Origin of the sequence: Dickeya zeae NCPPB 2538 (assembly GCF_000406165.1) — a bacterium.
Taxonomy (GTDB): Bacteria; Pseudomonadota; Gammaproteobacteria; order Enterobacterales; family Enterobacteriaceae; genus Dickeya; species Dickeya zeae.
The window spans coordinates 1456970-1469641 of record NZ_CM001977.1 but is presented as its reverse complement, the minus strand read 5'-3'; the positions used below and the strand labels follow the sequence as shown (position 1 = coordinate 1469641).

The 12672-nt window shown below is 56.0% G+C and carries 10 protein-coding genes; 7 read left to right on the top strand and 3 right to left on the bottom strand.

All coding sequences use genetic code 11. The annotated features are described in order from the left end of the window. Window positions 1-86: 86 nt before the first annotated feature. Window positions 87-1787 carry a peptidoglycan glycosyltransferase FtsI gene (gene ftsI, locus DZE2538_RS06545; protein WP_038915894.1) on the bottom strand — a complete coding sequence of 567 codons (1701 nt, stop codon included), beginning with the start codon at window positions 1785-1787 and terminating at the stop codon, window positions 87-89. Window positions 1788-2316: 529 nt separating this feature from the next. On the opposite strand from ftsI, the gene katG reads away from it, so the two are divergent. The 7 genes from katG to DZE2538_RS06510 all read left to right on the top strand — a co-directional run bounded on the left by katG (window position 2317) and on the right by DZE2538_RS06510 (window position 11169). After that, entirely contained in the window at window positions 2317-4518 is a 2202-nt protein-coding gene (gene katG / locus DZE2538_RS06540; protein WP_038915893.1) for a catalase/peroxidase HPI, read from the top strand. 535 nt (window positions 4519-5053) lie between these two features. Further along, window positions 5054-6808, top strand: coding sequence for an ABC transporter permease (locus DZE2538_RS06535; protein ID WP_023639344.1), 1755 nt, complete (start codon window positions 5054-5056; stop codon window positions 6806-6808). A 7-nt stretch (window positions 6809-6815) separates the two neighbouring features. Further along, the gene (locus DZE2538_RS06530) at window positions 6816-8144 is read left to right on the top strand and encodes an ABC transporter ATP-binding protein (RefSeq protein WP_019844721.1); all 1329 of its coding nucleotides are present in this window, start codon (window positions 6816-6818) and stop codon (window positions 8142-8144) included. A 60-nt stretch (window positions 8145-8204) separates the two neighbouring features. Then, window positions 8205-9275, top strand: a complete 1071-nt coding sequence (locus tag DZE2538_RS06525) for a sensor histidine kinase (protein WP_038913557.1) — start codon at window positions 8205-8207, stop codon at window positions 9273-9275. Beyond that, window positions 9268-9921 carry a response regulator transcription factor gene (locus DZE2538_RS06520; RefSeq protein ID WP_019844719.1) on the top strand — a complete coding sequence of 218 codons (654 nt, stop codon included), beginning with the start codon at window positions 9268-9270 and terminating at the stop codon, window positions 9919-9921. The genes DZE2538_RS06525 and DZE2538_RS06520 overlap by 8 nt, the downstream gene beginning before the upstream one ends. 146 nt (window positions 9922-10067) lie before the next feature. After that, window positions 10068-10484, top strand: coding sequence for a CidA/LrgA family protein (locus DZE2538_RS06515; protein WP_038913556.1), 417 nt, complete (start codon window positions 10068-10070; stop codon window positions 10482-10484). Beyond that, entirely contained in the window at window positions 10474-11169 is a 696-nt protein-coding gene (locus tag DZE2538_RS06510; protein ID WP_023639341.1) for a CidB/LrgB family autolysis modulator, read from the top strand. The genes DZE2538_RS06515 and DZE2538_RS06510 overlap by 11 nt, the downstream gene beginning before the upstream one ends. Window positions 11170-11449: 280 nt before the next feature. Here the strand turns inward: DZE2538_RS06510 and DZE2538_RS21445 are convergent, their stop codons facing one another. After that, a complete protein-coding gene (locus tag DZE2538_RS21445) occupies window positions 11450-11539 on the bottom strand; it encodes a hypothetical protein (RefSeq protein ID WP_152486127.1) in 90 nt (29 codons plus the stop codon). 76 nt (window positions 11540-11615) lie between these two features. Continuing rightward, on the bottom strand, window positions 11616-12413 hold the full coding sequence (locus DZE2538_RS06505; protein ID WP_026357905.1) for a helix-turn-helix domain-containing protein: 798 nt from the start codon (window positions 12411-12413) through the stop codon (window positions 11616-11618). Between the last annotated feature and the right edge of the window lie 259 nt (window positions 12414-12672).

The following is a 12672-nucleotide window of genomic DNA, read 5'->3' as shown; positions in this document are numbered from 1 at the left end:
CACACTTCATTGAGATAGATCATGAAAGCAATAACGCGCCAGATAGGTTAATTGCCTGTCGACGCGATGCTCATCACGGTTACGGATTATTGGGTGAGCGCGTCAGGAGGGATATCCATGTGGCGCAACACATCCCCCATGATCTGCCCAAAGACCGGGCCAGCGACTGAGCCGCCGAAGTGTTTTCCTGCATCGGGGTGGTTGATCATCACCACCAGTGCCACACGCGGGTTACTGGCGGGTGCCACACCGGCGGTGTAGTTGACGTAGCCACCGTCGTATTTACCGTCTGACCCCATTTTCTCCGCCGTACCGGTCTTAATCGCCAGACGATAGCCCGGCACCGCGGCTGTCACCCCACTCCCGCCGGGCAAAGCGTCGCTCTCCATCATGTGCACCACCGTTCTCGCCACATCTTCATCGATAACCCGGGTACCGAGCACCGGTGGCGTCACTTTGGTGATGGAAACCGGGCGATAAATACCGAATGAGCCGATAGTGGCGTACTCACGCGCAATCTGTAGTGGTGTGACGCGTAGCCCGTACCCGAACGCAAAGGTTGCCCGCTCAATGTCAGACCATCGCTCACGATGCAGCGGGAAATAGCCGCTGGTTTCGCCTTCAATGCCTAAGCCGCTGGCAACGCCCAGCCCAAAACGATGGTAGAGATCGACCAGCACGTTTGCCGGCATCGCCAGCGCAATATGAGACACCCCAATGTCGCTGGATTTTTGCAGGATGCCGGTAATGGTCAGTCGGCTCCAGTGCCCGACGTCTTTAATCAAATGACCATTCACCGGGTAAGGCGTGGTGTCGATAACCGAATCAGGCCGGATCAAATGGCGCTGCAGCCCCGCCATCACCACCAGCGGTTTAACGGTGGAGCCGGGTTCGAAGCTGTCCGAAATCGCCACATTGCGCATGTTCTTCTGCGGCTCGCCTTCGTAATTGTTGGGGTTATAGGACGGATAACTGGCCATACCGAGAATTTCGCCGGTGTTAATGTCAATCAACACCGCCGCGCCGGAATCCGCCTTGTTCAGTTGCACACCGTCACGCAGATGTGAATAGAGAACGAATTGCAGATAACTGTCGATACTCAGGGTCAACGTCGGTGCCTGCTGCGCTGGATCGTCAGCCATCAGGCTCACCACATTGCCGTAGCGATCTTTACGGTAAACCCGTAACCCCGGTTTACCCTGCAACAACTTGTTGAAACTCCGCTCAATACCGTCCAGCCCTTGCCCGTCCACACCCACAATGCCAATCAGATTGGATACCGCGTCACTCATCGGGTAATAGCGGCTGGCGTCCGCCGGGGTGGAAATACCGCTGATATGCAACTGGTGGATATAATCAGCGATACTGGATTCAACCTGACGTCCGATATAAAGAAAATGGCGGTGCGCATTTTCCTGAATCTTCTCTTTGATGGTGCCAAGCGGCAGCGATAAGGCGGTGGATAGTGCACTCCACTGCGCGCTGGCAAGCGACGGATCACTCTCCAGCACATGAATAGGGTCAGCCACCACGTCATTCGACGACACGCTGACCGCCAGCGGATGACCGTTACGGTCGGTAATGGTGCCACGCAACGGTTGCATCACCAGTTCACGTAACGAACGCTGATTCGCTTCTTTTTCCAGTTGCAGGCTGGTCACCACCTGCAAATACCCCACACGCGCCACCAGCAACACCAGACAAACACAGATGCCAACACACAGTAAAACAAAGCGCCCTTGAAAATAGGTCGCCGCCACCACACTGACAGAACGTCTTTTGAGCATACACCACGCCAACTGAACGGAGGTTGCGCCTCGCGATGCGGGACACCGCGGCGAAACGCACCCGATAACAATACTGATTTATCCTGTGGCGGCACTATAAATGACATCAATAAGCGGAACAGAAGCAGGAAACATCCTCACGTAATTTATTAATCATTGAAATGAAAGACACAGATGAAAACACCCTGTGACGGAAAAACAGCCAACACCGTCCACCTCTCGCCCTCATTTAACAATTATTTTACTTATCAATTTTCACAGTTAAATAGCCACCATCTATCACAATATTCATGTAATTCGATTTCATCTCTGAGCAAGCGGCGACTAAGATGAATAGTGAATTTCAGCCAGCGGACGCTAAGCACACAGTAGAGAGCGATTAACTCACTCATGAAATTCAATGTATTGCGTTAAATATTGACGCAACACCCACGGCAAGCACCATGAGCAATTTCTTGTCCACCGCTCACTGCCCGGCAATCTGTGCAGGCCGGGTCAATGGGGACACATAGCATAAGGTAGAGAACGCATGACAACCGAAAGCAAATGCCCGTTCCATCATCAAGGTACGCCGGTTACCGCCAGCGGTAGCGGCACCGATAACCGCGCCTGGTGGCCCAATCAACTGAATCTGAACATTCTGCACCAACACTCTTCCCTGTCTGACCCGCTGGATAAAAACTTCAACTATGCCGAAGCCTTTAACAGCCTTGATCTGGACGCCGTCAAAAAAGACCTGCATGCCCTGATGACTGACTCACAGGAGTGGTGGCCTGCCGACTTCGGTCACTACGGCCCCCTGTTTGTCCGTATGGCCTGGCACAGTGCCGGGACTTACCGCACTGGCGATGGTCGTGGCGGAGCCGGTGCCGGTCAGCAACGTTTTGCACCGCTCAACAGTTGGCCGGATAACGTCAACCTTGATAAAGCGCGTCGCCTGCTGTGGCCGATTAAACAGAAATATGGCCAGAAAATTTCATGGGCTGACCTGATGATCCTCACCGGCAACGTCGCACTGGAATCGATGGGATTCAAAACCTTCGGTTTTGCTGGTGGCCGCGCTGATGTGTGGGAACCGGAAGAAGATGTGTACTGGGGTTCGGAAACCACCTGGCTGGGTGGCGACAAACGTTACTCCGGTGAACGGGATTTGGAAAACCCGCTGGCGGCGGTACAAATGGGGCTGATTTACGTCAACCCGGAAGGCCCCAATGGCAACCCAGACCCGCTGGCCGCAGCGAAAGACATCCGCGAAACCTTCAGCCGCATGGCGATGAATGATGAAGAAACCGTCGCGCTGATCGCAGGGGGTCACACCTTCGGGAAAACCCACGGCGCAGGCGATGCCGCGCAAGTTGGCCCGGAACCGGAAGCGGCAGGTATCGAAGAGCAAGGCCTGGGCTGGAAGAGCTCGTTTGGCAGCGGCAAAGGCGGCGATACCATCTCCAGTGGGCTGGAGGTGACCTGGACACAAACCCCCACCCAATGGAGCAATTATTTCTTCCAGAACCTGTTCGGTTACGAGTGGGAACTGACCAAAAGCCCGGCAGGTGCCCACCAGTGGCGGCCGAAAGGCGGTGCGGGTGCCGGTGAAGTGCCGGACGCACATGACCCATCCAAACGTCATGTTCCGAGCATGCTGACAACCGACCTGTCGCTGCGCTTCGACCCGGCGTATGAAAAGATCTCCCGCCGCTTTTATGAAAACCCGGATCAGTTTGCTGATGCCTTCGCCCGTGCCTGGTTCAAACTGACGCACCGTGATATGGGGCCACGCGCTCGCTACCTCGGCCCGGAAGTCCCGGCTGAAGAGCTGGTGTGGCAAGACCCGATCCCGGTCGTTAACCACACGCTGGTCAGCGAACAGGATATCGCCAACCTGAAGGCAAAAGTCCTGGCTTCCGGCCTGACGGTTTCCCAGTTGGTCTCCACCGCCTGGGCATCGGCTTCCACCTTCCGTGGGTCTGACAAGCGTGGTGGTGCCAACGGCGCGCGCATTCGTCTTGCCCCGCAGAAAGACTGGGCAGTCAATCAGCCGGAACAACTGGCGAAAGTGCTGGGTACGCTGGAAAGCATCCAGAACGAGTTCAACCACGCGCAGTCCGACAACAAGCGGATTTCACTGGCCGACCTGATCGTGCTGGCGGGTGCTGCTGGGGTGGAACAGGCAGCGAAAGCCGCTGGTCATGCGGTAACCGTACCGTTCACCCCCGGCCGGATGGATGCCTCTCAAGAGCAAACCGACGTGGAGTCATTCGCCGTACTGGAGCCGATTGCCGATGGTTTCCGTAACTACCTGAAAGGCCATTACAGTGTGGCGGCTGAAGCGCTGCTGGTGGATAAGGCGCAGTTACTGACGCTGAGTGCGCCGGAGATGACGGTGCTGGTCGGCGGGCTGCGTGTACTGGGCGCGAATGTCGCTCAGGCATCACATGGCGTGTTCACGGCCAAACCCGGCGTACTGACCAATGACTTCTTCGTTAACCTGCTGGATATGGGCACCGTCTGGAAAGCCACCGCAGCAGAAGAAGGTGTGTTTGAAGGGCGTGACCGTGTCAGCGGTGACCTGAAGTGGACCGGCACCCGTGTCGACCTGGTCTTCGGTTCACACTCGCAGTTACGCGCGCTGGCCGAAGTTTACGGCAGTACAGACGCACAGGCGAAGTTTGTCCACGACTTCATCGCCGCCTGGACCAAAGTGATGAACCTCGACCGTTTCGATCTGGCGTAATCATCACCCTACCCCGGCGTGTTTCACGCCGGGGTATCTCCCGCTAACGTATACCCTTCATACTTCACGTTGCAGTTTTCTCTTCGGGTGCCAGAATGCTGTTATCCTGTTTTCTTCGATTTATATCCCGCCAAATATTCATAAAAGATTCACAGTAAGTAAAAAATAAATACGCCGCCGAATTTGTTTATCCATCGGGTGATAAAAAACATCCGTAGCGATTATTGAATACAAATATAGAACACAAAATAAACAAATTTAATCAATTGATTTTTAATATAAAAAATTAAATTCTCATGCAAAAAACACCCTCCTTTTTCACGAATATACTTTGGTATACATGACCTATACTTTTTAATCGTGGACGCTCTGTCTCGATTATTTTACTTTCCTGCCACGCATTAAAGAATAACGCCGCACCATCGTCGTATTGCTCAGAGCACACTGACAATGCCGGTATCATTTGGCTAATAGATTTGGCAAATAGCTCCGGAACCCCGTTCCGGCTACTGCCTGACTTACCGGGAGGAAAATCATGCGCCATCCACTCCAGGACATCATGACGGACAACCGTGCGCTGCTCACCAGACAGCGCGCGGCACCGTCCTATCGGGCCGATATCCTATTTTTTACCCTGCTGGCGCTGGTTGTTGCGCTGGTGGTGTACGGCATGGAGCAAATGAGCCTGCCGCTGTCTATTCTGGATGCCAGCCCGGTCAGGCTGGATATCGCCCTGCTGCCGGAATACGCGCTACGCACTACGCTGCGTATGTTCGTGGCGCTGGCAGTATCGTTACTGTTCACGTTGGTTATCGCCACGCTGGCGGCCAAAAGCCGTAAAGCCGAAATGGTGATCATCCCAGCGCTGGATATTCTGCAATCGGTGCCGGTACTGGGGTTTTTAACCTTCACTGTCACCTTTTTTATGGGGCTGTTCCCCGGCCGCCAGATGGGGGTGGAATGTGCCGCGATTTTCGCGATTTTCACCAGTCAGGCGTGGAACATGGCGTTTAGTTTTTTCCAGTCGTTACGCACCCTGCCGGGCGATCTGAGTGAAGTCAGCCAGCAATTCGGCTTTTCGCCCTGGCGGCGGTTTATCCGGCTGGAGTTGCCATTCGCCATCCCCGGACTGGTCTGGAACATGATGATGTCGATGTCCGGCGGCTGGTTCTTCGTGGTGGCCTCTGAAGCCATTACCGTCGGCAACACCACCGTCAGCCTGCCGGGGATCGGCTCCTGGCTGGCGCTGGCTATCGCGCAGGAAAACCTGACGGCTATCGCCTGGGCGGTGGTCGCCATGACAGTGGTGATCGTGCTTTACGATCAACTGCTGTTCCGGCCGGTGGTGGCCTGGGCGGATAAATTCCGTTTCGAACAAACCGCGTCGCAGAAAAGACCGCGCTCCTGGGTATACGACCTTGTTCGCCGTACCCACATCTCAACAGCGATAATCAACGTGTTGAGCTGGCCGTTCTACACGCTGGCGGCTTTGCGCTGGCCGTCGGTGCCGCGGTTTTTACGCCATACGCCCAGCCCTCGCTACAACAAAATCACCGACCGGTTGTGGCTGGCGCTGGTGATTATCGGCGTGCTGGCAGGCGTGGTACAGCTGGTGCAATACATTGGTGCCTCGCTCGGTATGGCGGATGTGATTGCCGTGTTTGGCATGGGGCTGGCAACACTCGCTCGCGTGGTGGTGTTGATTGCGCTGGCCAGTGTTATCTGGGTGCCAATCGGTGTGTGGATTGGTCTGCAACCCAGTGTGGCAGAACGTCTGCAACCTCTGGCGCAGTTTCTGGCAGCGTTTCCGGCCAACGTGTTGTTCCCGTTCGCCGTCATCCTGATTGCGGGTTTTAACCTCAATCCGGATATCTGGCTGTCGCCGCTGATGGTGCTGGGTACCCAGTGGTACATCCTGTTTAACGTCATCGCAGGCACGGCAGCCTTGCCGACCGACCTGCTGGAAGCGGCGCGTATTTACGGTATCCGGCGCTGGCAGTGGTGGCGTCAGGTCGCGCTGCCGGGCATTTTTCCCTACTACGTGACGGGAGCGCTCACCGCCTCCGGCGGCTCCTGGAACGCCAGTATCGTGTCCGAATCCATTTCCTGGGGGAAACAACATCTGGAAGCTACCGGCCTTGGCGCTTACATCGCCAACGCAACCACCGCCGCCGATTTTCATCAGGTCGCGCTGGGCATCGCGGTGATGTCGGTATTCGTGATCGCGTTTAACCGCCTGCTGTGGCGCCCCTTGTACCAATTCGCCGAACGCCGCCTGCGCCTCGGTTAAGGAGAACATGATGACTATTCTTCAGCCAATCAATCTGGCTCATCAGCAGAACTGTCTGGTAAATGTACAACACGTCCGGCATCTGTATGGCAAATCCGGCAGCGCCGAACGACTGGTGCTGGATGACGTTAACCTGACGTTGTACGACAACGAAATCGTCGGATTGCTCGGCCGCTCCGGCTCCGGTAAATCGACTCTGCTGCGTTCGATTGCCGGTCTGCTGACACCCAGCGCCGGTCAGGTGGATTTTCCACCGGGGCCAGATGGCCGACCGACGACCGTCAGCATGGTCTTCCAGAGCTTCGCCCTGTTTCCCTGGCTGACGGTGCAACAGAACGTCGAAGTCGGGCTGGAAGCGCAAAACGTACCGGTGGAGCAACGTCGCAAACGGGCACTGGCCGCCATTGACCTGATCGGTCTTGATGGCTTTGAAAACGCCTATCCCAAAGAGCTTTCCGGCGGGATGCGTCAACGCGTCGGACTGGCGCGTGCGCTGGTGGTGGACCCGGACATCCTGTTGATGGACGAGCCGTTTTCCGCGCTGGATGTGCTGACCGCTGAAACCCTGCGCACCGACCTGCTGGATCTGTGGGGCGAAGGCAGAATGCCGATCAAATCCATCCTGATGGTGACGCATAACATCGAAGAAGCGGTGTTAATGTGCGATCGTATCGTGCTGTTTTCCATCAACCCCGGTCGGGTCGCGTGTGAAATTCGTGTCGATCTGCCGCAACCGCGTAACCGTCAGGATCCGGCGTTTCGCGCGCTGGTTGAAGACATTTACGTTAAAATGACAACGGATAACAGCGCGGGTACCGCACGTCAGGGGATTTTCCCCGGTTCAGGATTGGGTATGGTGTTGCCGTTGGTCTCTACCAACTCGCTGGCGGGCCTGATTGAAGCCGTACACGCCGCGCCTTATGCGGGCAAGGCCGACCTGCCTGAACTGGCTAACGCCTTGCAGTACACGGCTGACGAGCTGTTCCCGGTAGGGGAAATTTTGCAACTGCTGCGCTTTGCCGAACTGCAAGGGGGCGATATTCGGCTGTTGCCTGCCGCCGCCCGGTACGCCAATGCCAGTGTGGACGAACGTAAACAGCTGTTCGCCCAGCATTTGCTCAATTATGTGCCGCTGGTCGCGCACATCCGGCGGGTACTGGACGAACGTTCGTCGCGCACCGCTCCGGCGCGCCGCTTCCGTGACGAGCTGGAGGATTTCATGTCGGAAATCGACGCGGCGCAAACACTGAATGCCGTCACACAGTGGGGACGTTATGCGGAACTGTTCGCTTACGACGACATCCACGACCAGTTCAGCCTGGAAAATCCGTCGTAATCACAGACTCATCGCGGTGTGATCGACACAGAAAAAGGCCTTGTTCATGAGAGAAACAACATGAGTGAGAAAACACGTGTCGGTCACGCGGCCACGACACTGCGGGCTATCCCGCTGGTGCTGATGGCCGTAGGCATCGCCGTGGTGGATACCCTCACCGATCTGGAGATCGCGGTGGGGGTATTTCAGATTGCCATTGTGCTGCTGGCGGTGCGTTTTTTACCGCCACGCGGCGTCACCGCCATCGCCACGTTGTGTATTATCCTAACCCTGCTCAGTTACAAGCTCAGCAAGCCTGACGGTAGCGAATCCAGCCTGATTAACTGCGGCATCAGCCTGCTGGCGATCACCTTGTCGACCTATCTGGCACTGAAAATGTCGTCAGCCATTAATGCTTTTCACGAAGCGCGCGCCCAACTGGTACAAATCTCCCGTGTTAACCTGATGGGGGAACTCACCGCCTCAATCGCCCATGAAGTTAACCAGCCACTGGCTTCCATCGTCACCAGTGGCGAAGCCTGCCTACGCTGGCTCAATGCCTCGCCGCCCAACCAGGCCCGCGCCGAGCTGGCAGTGCAGCGCATCATCAACGACGCGACGCGCGCCAGCGAAATTATCGCCCGTATCCGTGGCTTCGCCAGCCGCACCCCACCGCATAAAGCATGGCTGAACATCACCGATACCATTGACGAAATGCTACTGTTGATTCGCACCGAACTGATGCAACAGCATATTCTGTTTAGCCTCAATGTGGCGGAAGGGTTACCGCCCATTCTGGCTGACAAAATCCAGATTCAGCAGGTGTTGATGAACCTGATGCTGAACGCGCTGGATGCCATCGCGGCCACCGGTGCCGAACAACGCACACTGTCGGTCAACGTGGAGCGGGATATCAGCGGTGATATCCGCTTTGCGGTTTGCGATCACGGTGTGGGTTTTACACCGGAACAACGCGAGCGGCTGTTTGAAACCTTTTTCACCACCAAATCGACCGGGATGGGGATGGGCCTGACCATCAGCCGCTCGATTATCGAAGCCCACGGCGGCCAGATTTGGGCCAGCGCCAATAGCGACGGCGGCGCGACGTTCTACTTCACCCTGCCGGGGACGGAAAAAAAGCACCATGAATGACGCCTTACTGAATAACACCTTAGCGAATGACACCGCACCGCTGGTCTATATCGTGGATGACGACGCCTCGGTGCGCGCGGCACTGGAAGATTTGCTGGCATCCGTCGGGTTGGAAAGCCGCACCTTCGAGTCACCGCAACACTTCATCAGCGCATCCCGACCTGACCGCCCAGGCTGCCTGATTCTGGATGTGCGTATGCCGGGCATGAGCGGACTGGACTTTCAGGACGAGATGCACCGCCACGGCATCACGCTACCGGTGATTTTTATTACCGCCCATGGCGACATTCCCATGTCGGTACGCGCCATGAAGGCCGGTGCACTGGAGTTCCTGACCAAGCCGTTTCGCGAACAGGACTTGCTCGATGCTATCCAGAAAGGGCTGGAGCGCGATGGCGAACAACGCCGTCATGCCGATATGCAGGCTAAGCTACAAGCGTGTTACGACAGCCTGACCGCCGGTGAACAACAGGTGCTGGAGCACGTGGTGACCGGGCAATTGAACAAACAGGTAGCCGCTCAACTCGGTGTCAGCGAAATCACAGTGAAAGTGCGGCGCGCAGCGGTGATGCGCAAGATGAACGCCGACTCGCTGGCCGAGCTGGTGCGCTTGTACGATGCACTGAAAAAAGCCACGCAGGGGTAACCACCACGCTTGTCGTTTAACTTCGTCACATAATCGATAAACATCGTCCTGATTTGATAATAAGCGCCACGGCTAAGCGAGCGATAATCAACACCGTTATCCCCCCACTGCTTCAGTGGCAACTTTTATCCGTGGTAAATGCGTTCATGAATACCTTTATGACCCACTTCTGGCACCAGGCCAGGGCGTTCTTACTGATTTACGCCTGTTTGTTCCTCGGTATCGGCATTGCCGCCGTGCTGCCTATCACCTTGCCGGGCAGCATCATCGGTATGCTGATCCTGTTTTTGCTGCTGTCGTTGCAGATTATTCCGGCGCAGTGGGTCAAACCGGGCTGTCACGTGTTGATCCGCTATATGGCGCTGCTGTTTGTGCCGATTGGCGTCGGCGTAATGCAGTACTTTGATTTGCTACGCGCCCAGTTCGCACCGGTGATCCTCTCGTGCGCCGCCAGTACGCTGGTGGTGTTGATCACCGTCAGCAGCTGCTCGCATCTGATTCACGGGCGTAAATCGGCCCGTCATCCGACTGACGAGGAAAAAGGAGCCAACCATGTGGCATGATATCGTCTGGTCGCTGCCGTTAACGCTGCTGGTGTTCTTTCTGGCGCGTCGGCTGGCACAACGGCTGAATTCACCGTTGTTAAACCCCCTGCTGGTGTCGATGGTGGTGTTGATTGCGTTTTTACTGCTTTGTCATATCCCGTACGAACACTATTTCCGGGGCAGCTCAGTGCTCAACAGCCTGTTGCAACCGGCCGTGGTCGCGCTGGCGTTTCCGTTGTACGAGCAATTGCATCAGATCCGCATGCGCTGGAAGTCGATCATCAGCATCTGTTTTATCGGTAGTCTGGTGGCGATGGTGACCGGCACCTGGATTGCTCTGCGTCTGGGGGCCACCCCGGCGATTGCCGCTTCCATTATGCCCAAATCGGTCACCACGCCGATTGCCATGGCGGTAGGTGGTAGCATCGGTGGTATTCCGGCCATCAGTGCGGTGTGCGTTATCTTTGTCGGTATTCTTGGCGCGGTATTCGGTCATATGTTGTTGAATGTGATGCACATTCACACCAAAGCGGCGCGCGGCCTGGCAATGGGCACCGCATCACACGCACTCGGTACGGCCCGCTGCGCCGAGTTGGACTATGAAGAAGGCGCGTTCAGCTCACTGGCGCTGGTTATCTGCGGCATCATGACGTCGCTGATGGCACCGCTGCTGTTCCCGATGATGATGGCGTTGACTCACTAGATTCGGCTGTAGACAAACAGCCAATTGTCTTACGAACAATGAATTTTGTCCGATAAGTGAATGGTTTCGTGCGTGATAAATGACAGAGTATCTCTGCCATTCTACCGCACGCACGACAAGGAGAGGTTCAAAACGCCACCTCTCCTTGACCACTGGCTTGAGGGCTAAACTGTGCCGCTTCGCGGTACCTTCGGCGTTCGTCTTCGCTGTTCGGGCCGCCCGTGACGCGGTTACTCGCCCCATCCCTGGGGCTCGCCCTTCGGGCCAGCGTAAACGCTGTTCAAAAACATTCCCGACGTTTTTGTCCGACGCGACACGAGCTTTCGCGGCATCCATGCCGCTCACCCGGCGAAGTCGCCCACCTCAGCACAGTTTTAACGCCGGAACCCCCTTTGTCTTGTACTTATCGGGGTCGCTAGCAGTCTAACCGCAGGTAAAAAATGGTATTAATAACGCGTCGGTGGCACGCCAAACATTTGGCGAAATGCGAAGGTAAACGAGGCGGTGCTGGCATACCCCAGATCCAGCGCCACCTGCGTAACACTGCGGTTGTTTTTCAGCATCACCACGGATTCCAGTAACCGCATGCGTTTCTTCCACTCACTGAACGCCACGCCGGTTTCTTTCTTAAAACGACGCGAAAACGTGCGCACCGACATGCCGGTGCGTGCCGCCCACTCCTCAATGCCGTGAGGCGCATCCGGCGTTTGCTGGATATCGCGGCATACCCGCATCAAGGTGGCGGAAGACGGCCACGACAGCGAAAATCCCGCATCCGGCAACTGCCGCAGCAAGGTGGTCAGCACCTTCACCAACTGGGCGTCATCCCCGTCATAGTCATACTGTTCCGGCACGTGTTTGGTGGCATAGTGGATAAACTCGCGAATAAAATCGCTGACCAGCACCACCTTACAACTGCTGTGGTCGATAGCCACATAATCCGACTCGATATACAGGCTTTCCAGCATCACGTCGCTGGTTGACAGAATACAGTGCGGCACATGCGCCGGGATCCACACCCCATACAGCACCGGTACGATCAGCGTTTTGCCCTCAATCTCTACCCGCATTCCCCCTTCACGCGCATACAGGAACTCGACAAACGGGTGCTGATGCTGTGCCACCTCAGTCCCTTTCACCAGTGGATAAGAGCGAAAGTAGACCGGACGCGGTAAAGACAGCAATACCGGCGCGGGCTGCCCGGCTACCGGCAAGCGGGGAGATGACACAAGCGAATGGGACATATAACGACCTGACCTCTACTCGATGAAGTTTGTCTTGATAGGGTAACGCAGGCCAGCCTGATTTGCCCGATAATCAACACCTATTCAGCAGGTGCCAGCCTATGACCTGATGAACGAAGTCTCTGTGAGCATACGATTTTTCAAACCAGAAAATGGATTGGGGAACACTTCATGGAAGCGCCATTACGTTTATATCACGGCTACCCGCCGTTTTTAGCCATACCTTGTTCATCTTTTGAGGGAATACGTCATTTTGCGG